Origin of the sequence: Paenibacillus rhizophilus (genome assembly GCF_003854965.1) — a bacterium.
GTDB lineage: Bacteria > Bacillota > Bacilli > Paenibacillales > Paenibacillaceae > Paenibacillus_AQ > Paenibacillus_AQ rhizophilus.
Genome location: NZ_RQPI01000004.1, coordinates 56874 through 74102, shown reverse-complemented (window position 1 = coordinate 74102; position 17229 = coordinate 56874). Strand labels below are relative to the sequence as shown.

Sequence of the window (17229 nt, the reverse complement as noted above, 5' to 3'; positions counted from 1 at the left end):
GATTTTCCATTTCGATCCCCTCTTCCGGACGGCCCTGCGCCCCGCTTAAACGACCTGCTTCTCGGCCGGACTCTGCGGTCTCTCCGCTCTGTCAAGGAGAGCGGCCTGCGCCGCCGCTATGCGCGCGAACGGAATGCGGTACGGGGAGCAGCTGACATATTCAAGCCCCGTGCGGTGGCAGAACGAAATCGATTCCCGGTCGCCGCCATGCTCGCCGCATATGCCCGTCTTCAGGAACGACTTCACCGCCTTGCCCCGGGTTACGGCCCACTGTATCAGTTGGCCGACGCCGTCCTGGTCCAGCACCTGGAACGGATTGGCCTTGAGGATATTCCCGTCCAGATAGGAATTCAGGAATTTCCCTTCCGCATCGTCGCGGCTGTACCCGAAAGTCATCTGGGTCAAATCATTGGTGCCGAAGGAGAAAAAGTCGGCATGCTGCGCAATGGCATCCGCCAGCAGCGCGGCTCTGGGCACTTCAATCATCGTCCCCACCCGGTAGACGAGCCCTCTGAACTCCTCGCTGAGCACCTGGCCTGCGATGTCGTCTACCAGCGCCCTCATGCGTTTAAGCTCATCCGGATGCCCGACAAGCGGAATCATGATTTCCGGACGCACGTCCACTCCCCTGCGGAGCGCCGATTGAGCGGCCTTAAAGATCGCCTCGATTTGCATTTCGTAAATTTCCGGAAACAAAATGCCAAGTCTGACCCCTCGGAGACCGAGCATCGGATTGACCTCCCGCAGGTCGTTCACTTTGGAGATCATAATCTTCAGCTTCCGGACTTCTTCTCCGTCCTCCCCAGTCTCCTCCAGCTTGCGGCATTGCTCCCGCAGCTGATCCGGGTTTGGCAAGAACTCATGCAGCGGCGGGTCCAGCAGCCGGACCGTCACCGGCAGGCCGTCCATCGCCAGGAACATGTCTTCAAAATCTGCCTGCTGCATCGGCAGCAGCCGGTCCAGATAGAGCATCCGTTCCTCTCTGCCGCCTGCGAGAATCATCGACTGGACGATGGGAAGGCGGCTGCCCGAGAAAAACATATGCTCCGTCCGGCACAGCCCGATCCCCTCCGCGCCAAATTCCCGCGCCTTCCGGGCGTCATGCGGCGTATCTGCGTTCGCATAGATGCGAAGCTTGCGGATCTCGTCCGCATAGTCCAGCAGCGTAAGCAGCTCCGGCGTTATCTCCGGATCGCTGAGCGACAGCCCTCCCCGGAACACCTCCCCGCCGGAAGCATCCAGCGAAATTTCTTCGCCTTCTGCCAGTGTAAGCTCTCCTATGCGTACGCTGCGGTCTGCATGGTCGATGCTCAACGCCTCGCAGCCGCAAATGCACGGCTTGCCCATGCCCCTCGCCACGACCGCAGCATGGCTGGTCATGCCGCCCCGGCTCGTCAGCACGCCTTCCGCCGCCAAAATACCGTGAATATCGTCCGGCGAGGTCTCCGTACTGACCAGCACAACCTTGCGGCCGTCCTTGGCCCACCGCTCGGCGGTATCCGCATCCAGCGCAATCAAGCCGACAGCCGCTCCCGGGGAGGCCGGCAGACCTTTGGCAATCGGCGCAAGCTCCGGCGGGATTGCGATGGAGCGGTGCAGCAGCTGATCCAGATGTCCAGGCTCGATCCGGCTGACGGCTTCCTCCTTGGAGAGGATACCCTCCTTCGTCAAATCCACGGCGATCTTGACGGAGGCCTGGGCCGTCCGTTTGCCGCTCCGGGTCTGCAGCAGGTACAGGATGCCGTTCTCGACGGTGAACTCGATATCCTGCATATCCCGGTAATGCATTTCCAGAAGCCCGGCGGCAGCCGAGAGCTGTTCATAGACAAGCGGCAGTTCGCTGCACAGCTCGCTGACGGGCTTAGGCGTGCGCACTCCGGCTACAACGTCCTCGCCCTGGGCGTCCGCCAAATATTCGCCGTACAATTCTCTTTCCCCGGTGGAGGGATTGCGGGTAAACAATACGCCGGTTCCGCTCCCGGAACCGAGATTGCCGAATACCATCGCCTGGATATTGACCGCCGTTCCCTGCTCATCCGGAATCCCGTACGCTTTCCGGTATACCTTGGCTCTCATGTTGTTCCAGCTGCGGAATACGGCCTCCACCGCCAGCTTCAATTGAACGCGCACATCCTGCGGAAACGGCTGCCCGGTCCGGTCTTCCACAATCCATTTGTATTTGGCGATAAGTTCCTTCCACTCGCCGGCGCTGATCTCCTGATCGCAGGATCTCCCATTTTCCTTTCTGGATTTTTCTATCAGCCGTTCAAAATAAATCGAGTGAATACCCAGCACAACATCTCCGAACATCTGGATAAATCTCCGGTAGCAATCATAGGCGAATCTTTCGTTGCCTGTCTGCTCCGCAAGCCCTTTGACCGTATCGTCATTGAGGCCGAGGTTCAGAATCGTGTCCATCATGCCCGGCATGGAGGTTACCGATCCCGAACGCACGGATACGAGCAGCGGCCGGCTTAAGCCTCCGAATTCCGCGGATTTTGCCTCCTCCAGACCGCGCAGCGCGTGATGAATCTCCTGCATCAGCCCTTCGGGCATCTTTCCTCCGGCAGTGTAATAAGCCTGACAAGCTTCCGTGGTTACCGTAAATCCCGGGGGAATCGGAAGGCCGAGAGCCGTCATTTCCGCGAGATTCGCCCCTTTTCCGCCCAGCAGATTCTTCATCTCCGCATTTCCTTCTTCAAACCGGTACACGCGTTTCAGCATTTGAACAATCCCTCCGTAAATGAAGTATGGTACAAAACTGCCCGCCAGACTGAGAATAGGAGTAACGCTTAATTAAGGTTGTAGCATGAATACCGGTTTTTGGCAATATATATGACGTACTATTTAACTATTAAATTTATTTATGTCACATTTATTCGACCCAACTCAAACAAAAACAGGCATCCACGAGAGAAAATTCTCCTGAACACCTGCTGTATACAGACATGTATGACCGCTTAAAGACTCCGAGCGATTTCCGCAAGCCTCCTCATCCCTTCGCGCAGGACATCTTCCGGAGCGAACGAATAGCTGAGGCGTATCCATGACTTCAATTCTCCCTGAGGATCGCAGATTTCACCGGGGACGAACGCAATCGACTGCTCCCTGCTTTTGCGGAACAGCATTTTGGCCGGAATATGCTCCGGCAGCTTCACCCACAGGTTCAGCCCGCCCTGCGGAGGGGTCCAGCTGCATCCGGTTCCCGCAAGCTCCCGTTCCGCGATTTCCTTATGCACCTGCAGCGCGATACGGAGCTTGGCCAAATGCCCTTGAAGCCGAGGCGAGGTAAAGTAGTGCAGAAAGATCTTCTGATTCAGCAGCGGAGTCCCGTTATCCGCCATGAACTTCGCCGCGATCAGCTTGTCCATAAGGGGAAACCGGCAGATTACGGCGCAAATGCGCAGGCCCGGCGCCACATATTTGCTGAAGCTGCCAAGATACACGACCCAGCCCTCCGTGTCATAGGAAAAGATCGGCGGCGGCGGTTCGGCGGCGAAATACATATCGCGAAAAGGATCGTCCTCGACGATCAGGCAGCGGTAACGCTCGGCCAGCTCGACAAGCCGTTTGCGCTGCCATACCGGAACGGTATATCCGGTCGGATTATGATGCGTGGGATTGATATAGAACAGCCGTGGCCGGTATTGCTCCATCAGCCTGCCGATTTCGTCCAGATCATAGCCTCCCGGCGTAATGTCGACGGAGAGCAGACGGGCGCCCCTCTGACGAAAAATATCCAGCGCCACGCCGTAGGTCGGCCGTTCCACGAGCACACAGTCCATCGGCGTGAGCATGATGCTTGCAATCAGATTAATCGCCTGCTGGGCGCCCGAAGTAATCAGCAGTTCTGCGGCTTCGGCCTGAAGCAGCCGGCTTACGCGGAAATGTCCGCTTAAGAATTCGCGCAGCTCATCGTCGCCCTCCACGCCGGAGTACGTGCCCATCACTTTCGGGTACCGGTCGAACACCTCTTTGACATAGTCGGACAAATACAGATTCGGCAGCAGATTGGGATCGATCAGCGCCTGGGAGAACTGGTATTTGACCGGCATGCGCTGAATGTCCGAGAGAGCCGGCATAGGGCTCGGACAGCCGTATCCCGGCACCGCTTTCGCGCTCCTCTCAGAAGACGGCGCCCCTCCGGGCGCAGCCGCGGGAGCCACAAAATAGCCGGATTTATCCTTCACGTACACCCTGCCGTCCTCTTTCAGCCGCCGGTAGGCTTTAAACACGGTCAGCCGGTGAATCCGCAGCTCCTCCGCCAGCAGCCGAACCGACGGCAGCTTGTCATGCGCCAGCCACTCGCCGCGGTCGATCCGGACGGTCAAATATTCATATACCTGCCGGAACAGCGGATGCCGCCCGTTGCCGGATAACTCGTTCATTGCGAGGCCTCTTTTCCGTATTCGTTGTTGTCATCCATTGTACCTCATTTTACGTTCATCTGTTCTGCCCTGTTTCATCTGTTCTATTCCTAGGCGGATATGATGGACAAAAAGAAAATGCGCATAAGCAAAGGAGCAATGAACATGATTATTTTGGCTTACAGCCTCGTATGTCTGATCTTCGGCACCACCTTTTTGGCGATTAAAATCGGCGTTGACGCCGGAGCCCCTCCCTTTTTCTCCGCCGGACTGCGGTTTTTTGCCGCGGGAGCGGTGCTGCTGCTGTGGATGTGCTGGAAACGCAAGGCTTCCTTCTCCCTGCTGCTGCGCAAGGAGACTGCGCTTACCGGACTTGCGCTGACCTTCGGCACATTCGCCGCGCTGTATTGGGCCGAGCAGTATGTTTCGTCGGGTCTTGCCGCCGTCCTCTCCGCCACTGGGCCGATGATGATCCTGCTACTGCAGACGTTCCTTCTTCGGCAAAAGGCCTCTTCCCTGTCTCTGGCCGGCTGTCTCATCGGCTTTACGGGCGTGCTGCTGCTGGTCCTGCCCAGTCTGTCGCTTGATGTTTCCCCGCTCTGGTTCGCCGGGTGCGCCGTTGTACTGATCGGGGAATGCGCCTACGCCTCGGGCACGCTGTATACCCGGACCGTAACCGCCCGTCATCCCGATGTTCATCCTATCGCGCTGAATGCAGCGCAAATGATTTGCGGCGGTGCGCTGATGCTTCTTCTCTCCGTATTCACGGAGCGTCCGAGCGCCGGCTTCCTGCTCTCCTGGCCGGCAGCCGGTTCCTTTCTCTATCTCACCGTCATCGGTTCCATGGTCGGCCACAGCTTGTACTACTGGCTCATTGCTAAGACGGACCCTGTCTTCCCGTCCACCTGGCTCTACGTCTCGCCGCCAATCGCGGTTGGTGTGGGAATCCTTTTTTATGGCGAGACGGTTTCATGGATAACGCTGCTGGGTGTAATAACGATTATCGGCGGAACCATGCTTGTCAACGCGGGAGCCTTAAAGCAGCTGCTCGCCAAGTTGATTACCAGTCCTTCTATAAAGAGACGTTTTGCCGGGAGTGCTGTTATAGGGCAAGGTTTCCGTATGCACCAAAAGGTTAACAATGAGGATTAATTACCGTTGTATAGCTCATTTTTCAAAAAAATCGGAAATAGTACGTACTAATAGTTGCAATATTGATTAATATTGCGTATTATATAAGCAACGAAAGGGATTAATCTTCCTAAGCATGACGCATTAAGGGAAGGGGGAGTCAAATACGGCGGCCCTTTTCTAACGGAGGATCGCTTTCTTGCATCAGGAAAGTGGAGGGATTTGCAATCGAACTTACGTCCCGGCAACTACAAATTATCGACATTGTAAAAAAGAACGCTCCAATCACTGGCGAAATGATTGCCGAAGCCCTGCGGCTCAGCCGCCCGACCATCCGAGCGGACCTCTCGCTTCTGGTCATGCTCGACTATATCGACGCCAAGCCGAAGGTCGGATATTTCCCTGGCGGGAAATCTTCCCGGGGCCTTGACAGCGGCTATCTGCTTCAGGAAACGAAGGTCAAGGATATTCAAAGCGTGCCCATTATTATCCGGGAGACGACGACGATTCACGATGCGGTCGTGACGCTGTTCCTTCAGGATGTCGGCACACTCATCATTTGCGACGGGGACGGCAAGCTGACCGGGGTCGCCTCGCGCAAAGATTTCTTGAAAGTCACCCTTGGCAATCCCGGCGCCGCATCCATGCCAGTCAGCATGGTGATGACGCGCCAGCCCAAGGTGATTACGATTGGGCCTGACGACCCGGTGCTTGACGCCGCGCATAAAATGATTTTTCACGAGGTAGACAGTTTGCCGGTGGTTGTCCCCTGCGAAGGAGAAGGAGCCGTCGGAAAGCTGGACGTGGTAGGGCGGCTGACCAAAACTTCCATCGTAAAACTTCTCCTCGATACCGAAGCCAATGGATAACGGGAGGAATCGAGAGAGCATGGATGAGCCTTCACATTTCATTACGATATGCTCGGATTCTTTAGGGGATACGGCGGAAGCAGTCGTTCAGGCCGTCTTACACCAATTCGAGAATCAGCGTGTCACGATCAAACGGTACGGCAATGTAAGACATGAGGACGAGCTGCGCAAAGTGATGGAGGAAGCCGCCAAACATAACGGCTTTGTCGCTTATACGCTGGTGCAGCCGGAGCTGCGCGAGACGATTCGCGAGGAAGCGGTCCGGCTGGATCTGCGGATCGTGGACATTATGGGGCCGATGATGCAGGCGTTCATCGATACGTTCGACGATGCGCCCCGGCAGAGACCGGGCCTGCTGCATCAGCTGGACGAGAATTACTTCCGGCGGATCGAAGCGATCGAATTTACCGTCGCCTCCGACGACGGACGCGATCTCGGAGCCATGCTGAAAGCGGACATCGTGCTGCTGGGCATGTCGCGCACCTCGAAGACGCCGCTCAGCATCTTTCTTGCCCACCGCGGCAAGAAGGTGGTCAATTATCCGATCGTGCCGGAGATCAGCCCCCCGGGCCAGCTGTTCAAGCTTCCGCCTCAGCGGATGATCGGACTCACTATGGAGCCGGAGCATATGCTCAAGATCCGGTCGGAGCGTCTTAAGGTGCTGGGACTGCCGGTCGATTCCCAGTATGCCAGCCTGGAACGCATCAAGGAAGAGATCGAATACGGCGAAGCGCTGTTCAAGCGGCTGGGCTGCCCCGTAATTGACATTACCGACAAGGCGATTGAAGAAACGGCCGGACTTATTATGGGCTACATCTAATACATGCCCCACAAAGTGAAGTTATGGCTCTGACGATAATTCCGAATACTTTGCGGGGACCCCTAGGGATCATAACCCCATAAAGTGAAGTCCAGGCTCTGGAGAGAATTCCTGGTACTTTATGGGGACCCCAATGAATTATAGCCCCACAAAGTGAAGTTAAGGCTTCGATGAGATTTCCGAGTACTTTGCGGGCCCGCTTTTATAGAAATACAAATAATGGACTGGAGGGAATTAACTATGGAACGCGAATTGGCTCTTGAGATTGTACGGGTGACGGAACTGGGTGCTTTGGCTTCGGCCGGCTGGATCGGCCGGGGAGATAAGGATGCCGCCGATGATGCGGCGACAACGGCCATTCGCTCCATGTTCGATTCCGTCTCCATTGACGGGACCGTTGTGATCGGGGAAGGCGAAATGGACGACGCCCCCATGCTGTACATCGGCGAGAAAGTCGGCAACAAAAGCGGCCCGCTCGTCGATGTGGCTGTCGATCCGCTGGAAGGAACCGAGGTTGTCGCCGCCGGGCTGCAGAACGCCCAATCGGTTATCGCCATCGCCGACAAGGGCAGCCTGCTGCACGCGCCGGACATCTACATGCAGAAGCTGGCCTGCGGTCCCGAGCTTGCCGGCAAGCTCAGCCTTGAGGACCCGGTTGAAATCACGCTGACCAAAGCCTCCCACCATCTTGGCAAATCGCTGTCCGAGATGACCGTCATGGTGCTGGACCGCGAGCGGCACAAGGAGCTGATTAACACCCTCCGCCAAGCGGGAGTGCGCATCCAGCTGCTCAGCCACGGCGATGTGGCCGGAGCGATCGCGGCCGCTCTGCCGGACAGCGACGTGGACCTGTACCTCGGCTCCGGCGGCGCTCCGGAAGGCGTGCTGGCCGCGGCGGCGCTAAAATGCCTCGGCGGCGAAATGCAGGGCCAACTGCTGCCGCAAGGGCCGTTCGAGCTGCAGCGCTGCATGCGGATGGGCATAGCTAATCCGACGCGCGTGCTGTACATGGACGATATGGTCGGCACGGGCGACGTTATTTTTGCCGCCACCGGGGTAACCTCCGGCGAATTTCTAAACGGCGTCCGCTTTATCGGCAAAGAACGCGCCGAGACGCATTCCGTCATCATGCGGGCGCAAAGCCGGACGATCCGCTATATCCGCAGCATCCACTTCCTCCCGGGCAAGGAAATACCGCAAGTTTCGCCTGGAAGAAAAGTCGCTTCCTTATAATCGCTTTTCCGCATCCAACAAGACCCTGCCCGCCGGCATGAGGGGCAGGGTCTTGTTGGATTTTTTTGCATGCACCTTTCCCTCCGTCAGTCCTCCTGCCCGCACCACAGCCAAAGGACGGAAATCCCATGGCTACACGTTTAAATCGTATTTGTAGCATACGGCGGATTCGACCTGCTCGAATCCCTCCTGGAGATACAGGGCCTTAGCCCGCTCATTTTCTGTTTTTAAATAAGCGGGCCTCGATTCAAGAAGTCGCCAGCCGCAGCAAAGAGCGGCCTCTGAGCCCTTTCGGGCTGGAGAGGCCGCTCTTCGCTGGTAAAAGCCTATCTATCTCCGCTCTTTTTGTCGCATACGTCTATTTAACGCTTGTTATACATGGATTCGTCTTCTTCCATCCGGCTCTTCACATCGGCGGTTTTGTCGCCGGTGACCTTCGCATCGCCCGTCTTATCCACCCGGGCTTCCTCCCGGCGGACCGTGTCCTGAACCCGCTCGGTTCCTTGAACTTCACGTTTCCCGATCCCTACTTCGCCGGTGACAACCGTGTTCTTGTTCACTTCCACGCGCTCTTCGCTGACCGGGATGCGGATCGTTTCATCCTTGCCGATCGGTTCGGCTGTCGAGCCGTCATGCACGGCATGCCGTTGAATCACGACTTCTTCATGCGTTACCGGCACATTGATTGTTTTTTGCTCCTCGACGACTTCTTTATGAATCGAAACTTCGCCTGTCTGAACCTTATCCTTGGAGACATTAAGCTGCTCCTCGCGCAGACGCAGCTTGCGGTCCTCGTCCATATCGGTATCGGCAGAAAGCTCACCTGAAGCATCCCGCGTATAATCCGGCGTGGTCACATTGTCAGGAACGGAAAGCGCTCCCGGCGCATTGTAAGCCATATCGGCCGAAGTCGCACTCACCGGATTCGAATTGATCGTATCCAGTCCGGTATCATGCTTGCCTTCCAGGCCAGAACCATTGAATACAGCATCCACCGAATCTCCGACCGATCTGTCGGCTCTGTTGTACGTCGGATCAACGGCTGACGGATCATCGCTCAACGAGGCGTCAGTCACCGTTTCGCCGGGCAGCGTATCGTTCGCCCCATAATAGTGGCTATTGAGTGAGTGGTGCGTCCGGAACGTTTCATACACGTCGCTTTCCTGGGATGTGTCCGCATCAACCATGACCAAAATACGGCCTTCATCCACATAACGGTCATACGTTTCCGCTTCGTCTTCCGGTATGCCGAGGCCGATCAGGCCTCCGACAAGACCTCCGGTCCCGGCGCCCACCGCCGCTCCTGCCAATGTCGCCGCAATAGGACCGGCCGCAATGATCGGCCCAATACCCGGAATCGCCAGCGCTCCGATGCCGGCAAGAAGTCCGGTTACTCCGCCGAGCAGACCGCCCGTCGCCGCTCCGGAAGCCATTCCTTCGGGAGCCTTCGTCCCCGTCTCGTCGCTGATTGCATTCATATCGTCTTTATTTCTCGCAATAACGGAGATATCCTCTGTCCGAAAACCATGACTCTTTAAATCGCCGATCGCCTGAGAAGCCTCGTGCTCATTCGTAAAGACGCCCACAATCCTCTTATTCATATCGATTACCTCCTAATTTAATTTAAAAATTTAGATTGTTGTGCTCATTGCTTACTTAACCAAATCAATCCGGCATAAACTGAGAATTGCAGTTCCGGACAGTGAATCCTCATATATAAATCTCAAACAGGAAATACACGGTGATTCCAATAAAAAATTGTCACAAAATCTACCGCGAGTCATAGTTATGTCGCTATATCTAACGCGATAAGTTATGTAATTTACGATTTATTAAATCTTTCGGAACACTCTTCTCTTTTCCCTTACAAACACGAGCAAAAGGACTATACTTCATGCTAAAGATGTAAATAAAAGCAACGCAAACCAAGGAGGAAAACACAAACCATGAACATGCGGCTCAAGGTTCTAAAGAAGCATTTGCTGTTTTGCTGCAGCGAGCACTGCAACAATCAGGATGTGGAAGACGTTATGCAGGCTTTCAAGGAAGAGCTTGTCGAGCAGGGAATCAACAAGACGGTTAAGATCAACAAGACCAGCTGTCTTGGCCTTTGCGGCAACGGCCCGTTTCTCATTGTCTATCCGGACGGAGTATGGTACTACAATGTGACCACTGACGATGTTCAGCGTATCGTTAAGGAGCACCTGGTCGAGGGTAATCCTGTAGACGAGCTGGTCATGCTAAAAATGGAAGCCTAAGCTTCCGCACCCGAATACAAAATTAGGTCTCATAAATCGTTCGCCGGCTCCTTTTGGAAAGCCGGTTTTATTTTTGCGTGTACAGACCTGCTGCGACTCTTGAAGTATAATGAAAAAGCGCTTGGCGCTATACTTCAACCTTTAGAAAGGGGTCTGAAGAACATGGCTATTTTTCATTACAACGCGGAACAGCCCTTCAGGGACTCCCCGGATCTTCATCTGATGTTCTGGGGCCGCGAGCAATGCGCTCCCGGACATTCCTTCGGTCCCGGTGTCAGAGACCACTATAAAATTCACTTTGTCCATAAAGGGGCCGGAAAGGTCTTGGCGGGCGGGCATTCCTATGCATTGACGGCCGGACAAGCTTTTTTGACCTATCCCAAGATCGTGTCCGCCTACGCCGCGGACGAGAGCGATCCGTGGAACTACTCCTGGATTGCTTTTTCGGGAGAGCGAGCGAAGCATCTCCTGTCCAGAACAACTCTATCGCCGGAAAACCCCGTATTTCCTATGGTTGGCGAGGTGATGAACGGGGTTTATGACCGGTTAACGGAGGCGGCCCAAACTACCGGCGCTCTCGATCTGGAGTTAACAGCGGTTCTGTATGAGTTTATGGCGGCGCTTCTTCGCACCGTTCCTGCGGCAGCCGCAGCTCCCGCCCTTCACGGACGCAAGAACCAGCATGTGGAGAAGTGCCTGCATTTCCTGCAGTCCCACTACTGCGAGAATATTACAATAGAAATGATGTCTGAGATACTGCAGCTTGACCGCAAGTATGTGTCCGCGCTCTTTAAACAGGTTGTGGGCATGCCCCCGCGCCAATATTTGCTCGGTTTCCGCATGGCCAAAGCATGCGAGCTGCTCACCCGAACCGACTGCACCATCGGAGAAATCGCCCGTTCCATCGGTTATGAGGACGCTCTCCTGTTCTCGCGGATGTTCAAGAAAGTCCAGGGCTGCTCTCCCAAGAGTTACCGGGAAAGGCATGTAAATCTGACATTATGACATAAATTCCTCCCTTGCTGACATTCGTTCGCCTCTTCATTTCCGCTACAATGAAAGCGCAGCAATAACCGACCGCCCGCTAGGGGCGGACGCCATTTCATTGCAGGAGGACAGATAATATGTACACCGCACAAACGGACAGATACGAGAGCATGACTTATAACCGCTGCGGACGCAGCGGCCTGCGCCTGCCGGCGATTTCGCTCGGCCTTTGGCACAACTTCGGCGGGATCAACGTGCTGGAGAACGGCAGAGCCATGATCCGCAGAGCATTCGATCTGGGAATTACGCATTTCGACCTGGCCAATAATTACGGGCCGCCTCCAGGCTCCGCCGAGGAGAATTTCGGAACCATTTTGAAAAAGGATTTCCTTCCTTACCGGGATGAGATGATCATCTCCAGCAAGGCCGGTTTTTATATGTGGCCGGGACCGTACGGAGAATGGGGCTCGAAGAAATATCTCGTCTCAAGTCTCGATCAAAGCCTGAAACGGATGGGCCTGGATTATGTCGATATTTTCTATCATCACCGTCCCGATCCCGATACGCCGCTTGAAGAAACGATGGCCGCGCTGGACCTGATCGTCCGCCAAGGCAAGGCGCTCTACGTCGGCATTTCCAATTATCGCGCTGAAGAAGCCCGGGAAGCGATACGCATTCTGCGGCGGCTCGGCACCCCTTGTCTGATTCACCAGCCGAATTACTCCATGCTGTCACGCTGGATCGAGGATGGACTTCAGGATGTGCTTGAAGAAGAGGGCGTGGGCACGATTGCCTTCTCGCCGCTTCAGAAGGGCATCCTGACCGACCGTTACCTGAACGGCATCGCACCGGATTCCCGCGCGGCCGGACCGAGCGTATTCCTGTCCGAGAATGAACTCACGGAAGAGGTTCTGGGCAAGGTCCGCCGCCTGAACGAAGTTGCCGCGGTGCGCGGACAGAAAATGTCCCAGCTCGCCTTGTCCTGGGTGCTGCGCGGCGGCAAGGTAACGTCGGCGCTGATCGGCGCAAGCAAGATCAGCCAGATCGAGGACGCCGTCGGCGCTCTGGCTGCGCCTGATCTAAGCGCGGAAGAACTGGCGAAGATTGAGGACATACTGCGCGGATAGCTTAGCCCAAATAGCGGGCACAACAGAACGGCCATGTACCTGCGGCAGTCTCAGGGCTGCGGCGGGTACATGGCCGTTAAATATATTATCGTTTCCCTTTATGCAGGGTCATTTTTCACCGATCATGAAAAATCGCTTTACTTGTTGATTCTCTGTACAAAAAGGTTGTCCCTCGTAATCGACGAATCGTATATTTTTAAACCCAGCCGCCTCCAGGATTTGAATACTACAATGGCTGCTTACATTCTTGGCAGCAAGTCCTGTTTTATGAATCATAGTGTCATTGGGAACATCAAATATGATTTCTTCATGTTCAGAATCACAAGTTGCTTTATTATATCTATGGCGAACCAGATGATAAACCCCATCTTTACAAGTCCATGTTTGACGATCATTATGCCGTTCATCCGTTTGATATTTGTAATAGTTGTCATTCCACATTTCATAGATGAATACGCCGCCAGACTTCAGTGCTTTGATAATCCTATTCACAGACAACCCGGTTAATTCAACCGGATCTGTCCAAACCGCAATATCATACTGATTATCAAAATCCAAATGATTGCAATCGCATACAAAATAATTGGCCTTCTCAAAAGCCCGGTTATAGTTTCGGGAGTATTCTATGAATGTTTCAGACAGATCTATCCCCGTCACCGTATAACCCGATTTCAGCCAGACTTGATGATATCTTGATATTCCGCAAGCGATATCCAAGATGGCCCTGGCGCCGGAAGGAAACAGCTTCTGCATTTTCTCTGCCATCATGATTTGGGTTTCGAGTTCATCAAATCCCCAATCGATATAGCTGATATCATAATCCTTTTCACCATAACGATTGTATTTTTCTTCAATTATTTTCAATGAAAATCACTCCAATAACAAAAGTTAAAAAGACCGATTTACCCAATATCCCCTCTGCATTACAACGGCCTAAAACCTGACTCATAATAAACTTCACGACTCTTCTTCCCGTTTCCGGTATTCCCGCGGCGTCTGTCCCGTAGCTTTCTTGAACACGCGGCTGAAATACTTCTCGTCTTCGTAACCGATCAGCTCGGAAATCCGCGACAGACGCATATCCGAATTTTGGAGCAGCTCCTTCGCCTTGTCGATCCGTAAATTCGTCAAATAATCGGACAGATTCTCGCCTGTAACCTGCTTGAACTTGCGCGAGACGTTCTCCCGGCTGAGGAAGAAGCGGTCCGCGATATGCTGAAGCGTAATTTCCTGCTGATAATTCTTGTCCAGGTAATCCCTGATTTCCCGCACAATCCGGCTGTCCGAGGTACGGGAAAGCTTGCTTTCACTGAACATTTTCAAAATATATGCCTTCAGGCCTTCTCTCCAGCGTTCAAAAGAGAAATTGCTGCTTTCATCCATTCCGGCCGGGAAGGCCGATTCCGCCCTTGACGCTTCCTCGCCTTCGGCCCACTCCTGCCTCCACTTGGTCAGCACATTCCGCAGCCGCTCCTCCCAATCCCGCAGTCCGCTCACGGTCAGCACGCCCGTCCCGGCAATGGAATTCGCCCACTCTTCAAAGCTCCGGATAAATTTATCGATATCGCCCGACAAAAGTGAAAGTCCAAGCTTCTCCAGAAGAGCCGCGGCCTTCGCCCCGCCTGTCCGTTCAGCTTCCGAGGAATCCTCGCGGTACTCATGTATACGTTTACCTAATAGCAAAAGGTTACGCTCCGCAAGGCTCTGTCTTGCCTGCGTGAAAGCGTCGCTGACACCCTCCGGAAAGGGGAGAATCCGGCTCAGCCCGATATCAAGCGAAATGCCGTACGCTTGCTTGAGCGATTCATTAATTTCCAGCAGCCGGTCTTCCGCCTCTTCCACGCCGTCCCAGAACAGAACGACCACATCCGCGCCTTCATGCCAGTAGCGGAAGGCAAAGCCCTGCTTCCGCAAGCTGACCGTCTCATTGCAGACATTGGCCAGAACGAAAGAAGTCAGCTGGATATCGCCGCGAAACTTTTTCAGCAGCAGGCCCGAAGACTGGAGTGAAATGACAGCGATCCGGCAGCGCTTCGCGTTCCTCGGAAGCCCCAGCTCCTCAATCAGCGCTTCCTCCAGCTCCTGAAAGGAAACCGTGCCGCCCGCCAGCTCCGACAGCTTCTTGTCCCAATACAGCGGACGAAGGATGTTCAGTTGAATATTTTGGCGGAAGGTCCGCTCCCGCTCCTGCTTCTCCTCCTTCCATTTCTGAAAGGCGCGCTCGGCTGCGGATATCAGTTGCTTGCTGTTCAGCGGCTTAAGCAGATAGTCGATTCCCCCGTATACGATAGCCGGCTTCACATAGCTGAAATCCTGGTATCCGCTGATTACAATCGTCTTTGTATACGGTGAGTAGCGGTGAAGCCATTCCAGCAGCTCGGCGCCGTCCATGAGCGGCATGCGCATATCCGTAAACACGACCGCCGGCTGCTGCTCCAGAATGATCTCCATCGCTTCCTGGCCATTCGTGGCTTCGTATATATCGCGAACGTCGTATTTTTCCCAAGGAACAAAGTAGCGGATGGCTTCCCGTACATGTTTTTCGTCGTCTACAATCAGTACCTTCATTCCGTTCCTTTCTCCTTCCTGTTGCCTGTATCATCAAGAGGGATAATCAAGACGACTTCCGCTCCGCCTTCGCCGCCTTGCAGCAGAAGCTGTGATCTCTCACTGATCTGAAGCCGAAGTCTTGCGAGTACATTGCGGAGTCCGATTCCGCAGAACCCGCCGGACTCCACCCGCTTAAGGCAGTTTCTCACTTCGTCCAGGCGTTCGCCCGCAATGCCCATGCCGTTATCCCGGACCGTGATGACCAGCCGACCTTCCTCATCCAGCTTGCCGGCGATTGAAATTATGCCGTCCTTGACGCCGTCCCGGAAACCGTGCTTGAATATGTTCTCGACGAGCGGCTGCAGAATCATTTTGGGCACGATCACGGCGCGGGCGCTTTCCCCGATATCAACATCCATCCGCAAGTTCTCCTCGCCGAAGCGCTCCCTTTGCAGAATGACGTAATTCTCCACATGCTCGATCTCGTTCTGAAGCGTCACCTGATTCCCGTCCGTCGTCATGGAATACCGCATCATGCTGCCCAGCGAATAAATGAGATCATAGATTTTGGGAGCGTTGTACCGCAGAGACAAGGTGGCGATGGACTGCAGCGCGTTATACAGAAAATGCGGGTTGACCTGGGCCTGAAGAACCTTCAACTGATTGGTCTTATTGGCGATTTCCAGCCGGTATTCCTGCAGGATCAAATCGTTGATCGTCCGGGTCATATCGGTAATTTTGCGGGCCAGCAGCCCGAACTCATCCTCGCTCACCGAATCGACGGAAGCGTCCAGCTGTCCGATCTGTACCTTCTGCGTATAGGAAATCAGCTTCTTGATCGGTCTTGTAAAGCCGATGGAGATCAAAACGCCCGCAATACCCGCGATAATCAGAAAAATCACACCGATTCCGGTATTGATGCGGCTAATGGTCCTTGCGTCGCTATACAGGTCCTCATAGGGCACCAGTTTAATGATGTTGCCTTTAAAGATGTTCGAGTCGATATGTTTATACATAATAATACCCTTAAACTCCTTATTATTCCATGAAAAATGACCGCTCTCCTTTCCCGGCGGAAGCTTGCTCCAGCCCGCTTCAATCGGCTTGCCGATCCAGTCGCCGCCCGAAGCGTACAGAACATTTCCCTGCTCATCCATAATATAGAGACGCTCGATATCCGAATTGTACATGGATTTGGCAATCCCCTCCAGCTCGGTCAGCCGGAAGTCGATCGACAGATCGGCGATGATTTCGTCGCTTGGCGTCCTATAGATCGGAAAATGAGCGCTGAACACCGGCGTTTTTCCCGATTTGAAGTTTGGAAATCCCGATCTCATGCCGTATTGATGATCCATATGCGTGGCTTCCACAAACGGGCGATTCGAACCATCAGGGTTGGAAAGCAGCGTGTACCGGCTGTTGATTTCCCTGCGGAACAGCCCTTTCAGTAGCGCATTTGACTCTTTGTTAGCCCTTACATAAAGATGGATCTGAAAAATATTCCGGTCCGCCAGAAAAAGATTGTACAGCTGCGAGGATACGATATTCCGGTTATCGGACTGGATGGTTCCTTTGGGAAGCCCGTTCGGATCTTTGACCGACAGGATGGAGGTATAGAATGAACTCTGTATGTTTATTCCGCTGTATATGCTCAGCGCGCGTTGGTTGATTCCCTGAAAATAATTGTCCAGATTGGCCGCTCCCAGCGTCAGCAGCTTGCGGTTCTGTCCCACGGCCTGCTCGGTAACCGACTGCTTCGTATACAGGTACGAGAACATGACCGAGACGCCGGCCGGAATAACGGCTGCCAGCAGCACAAGAGCCATCAGCCGATTACGTATACTGTGTTTGAACAAGTGTCTATTCCTCCTTGGTCTTCCGCCCTGC

13 protein-coding genes are annotated in these 17229 nt (G+C 54.3%); 7 read left to right on the top strand and 6 right to left on the bottom strand.

Annotated elements, in window-relative coordinates:
* Nucleotides 1-45 precede the first annotated feature (45 nt).
* Nucleotides 46-2724, bottom strand: coding sequence for a pyruvate, phosphate dikinase (gene ppdK / locus EH198_RS09490; RefSeq protein WP_124695311.1), 2679 nt, complete (start codon nucleotides 2722-2724; stop codon nucleotides 46-48).
* Between the two features lie 236 nt (nucleotides 2725-2960).
* Nucleotides 2961-4388 (bottom strand): aminotransferase-like domain-containing protein, encoded by a 1428-nt coding sequence (locus EH198_RS09485; RefSeq protein ID WP_124695310.1) that lies wholly within the window; start codon nucleotides 4386-4388, stop codon nucleotides 2961-2963.
* 144 nt (nucleotides 4389-4532) lie between these two features.
* Between EH198_RS09485 and EH198_RS09480 the strand changes: the two genes are divergently transcribed.
* The 4 genes from EH198_RS09480 (at nucleotide 4533) to glpX (ending at nucleotide 8420) form a co-directional block, all read left to right on the top strand.
* Nucleotides 4533-5519: a DMT family transporter gene (locus EH198_RS09480; RefSeq protein ID WP_124695309.1), complete on the top strand. Its 987-nt coding sequence runs from the start codon at nucleotides 4533-4535 to the stop codon at nucleotides 5517-5519.
* A 191-nt stretch (nucleotides 5520-5710) separates the two neighbouring features.
* Nucleotides 5711-6367, top strand: coding sequence for a helix-turn-helix transcriptional regulator (locus EH198_RS09475; protein ID WP_124695308.1), 657 nt, complete (start codon nucleotides 5711-5713; stop codon nucleotides 6365-6367).
* A 19-nt stretch (nucleotides 6368-6386) separates the two neighbouring features.
* Nucleotides 6387-7187, top strand: a complete 801-nt coding sequence (locus EH198_RS09470; protein WP_124695307.1) for a pyruvate, water dikinase regulatory protein — start codon at nucleotides 6387-6389, stop codon at nucleotides 7185-7187.
* Nucleotides 7188-7427: 240 nt separating this feature from the next.
* On the top strand, nucleotides 7428-8420 hold the full coding sequence (gene glpX / locus EH198_RS09465) for a class II fructose-bisphosphatase (protein ID WP_124695306.1): 993 nt from the start codon (nucleotides 7428-7430) through the stop codon (nucleotides 8418-8420).
* 362 nt (nucleotides 8421-8782) lie between these two features.
* On the opposite strand, the gene EH198_RS09460 is transcribed toward glpX, so the two are convergent.
* Nucleotides 8783-10021, bottom strand: coding sequence for a YsnF/AvaK domain-containing protein (locus tag EH198_RS09460; RefSeq protein ID WP_124695305.1), 1239 nt, complete (start codon nucleotides 10019-10021; stop codon nucleotides 8783-8785).
* Nucleotides 10022-10366: 345 nt separating this feature from the next.
* Here EH198_RS09460 and EH198_RS09455 point away from each other — a divergent pair, with 345 nt between their 5' ends.
* The 3 genes from EH198_RS09455 (at nucleotide 10367) to EH198_RS09445 (ending at nucleotide 12792) form a co-directional block, all read left to right on the top strand.
* Nucleotides 10367-10678: a (2Fe-2S) ferredoxin domain-containing protein gene (locus tag EH198_RS09455; RefSeq protein ID WP_124695304.1), complete on the top strand. Its 312-nt coding sequence runs from the start codon at nucleotides 10367-10369 to the stop codon at nucleotides 10676-10678.
* Between the two features lie 162 nt (nucleotides 10679-10840).
* Nucleotides 10841-11683 (top strand): AraC family transcriptional regulator, encoded by an 843-nt coding sequence (locus tag EH198_RS09450; RefSeq protein ID WP_124695303.1) that lies wholly within the window; start codon nucleotides 10841-10843, stop codon nucleotides 11681-11683.
* Between the two features lie 119 nt (nucleotides 11684-11802).
* Nucleotides 11803-12792: an aldo/keto reductase gene (locus EH198_RS09445; protein ID WP_124695302.1), complete on the top strand. Its 990-nt coding sequence runs from the start codon at nucleotides 11803-11805 to the stop codon at nucleotides 12790-12792.
* Nucleotides 12793-12900: 108 nt separating this feature from the next.
* Here the strand turns inward: EH198_RS09445 and EH198_RS09440 are convergent, their stop codons facing one another.
* From EH198_RS09440 to EH198_RS09430, 3 genes are all read right to left on the bottom strand, one after another.
* Complete coding sequence (locus tag EH198_RS09440; RefSeq protein WP_124695301.1) at nucleotides 12901-13656, bottom strand: class I SAM-dependent methyltransferase; 756 nt, start codon at nucleotides 13654-13656, stop codon at nucleotides 12901-12903.
* Between the two features lie 93 nt (nucleotides 13657-13749).
* Nucleotides 13750-15360 (bottom strand): response regulator, encoded by a 1611-nt coding sequence (locus EH198_RS09435; protein WP_124695300.1) that lies wholly within the window; start codon nucleotides 15358-15360, stop codon nucleotides 13750-13752.
* Complete coding sequence (locus EH198_RS09430) at nucleotides 15357-17198, bottom strand: sensor histidine kinase (RefSeq protein WP_124695299.1); 1842 nt, start codon at nucleotides 17196-17198, stop codon at nucleotides 15357-15359. Before EH198_RS09430 ends, EH198_RS09435 begins: the two co-directional genes overlap by 4 nt.
* Nucleotides 17199-17229: the final 31 nt, after the last annotated feature.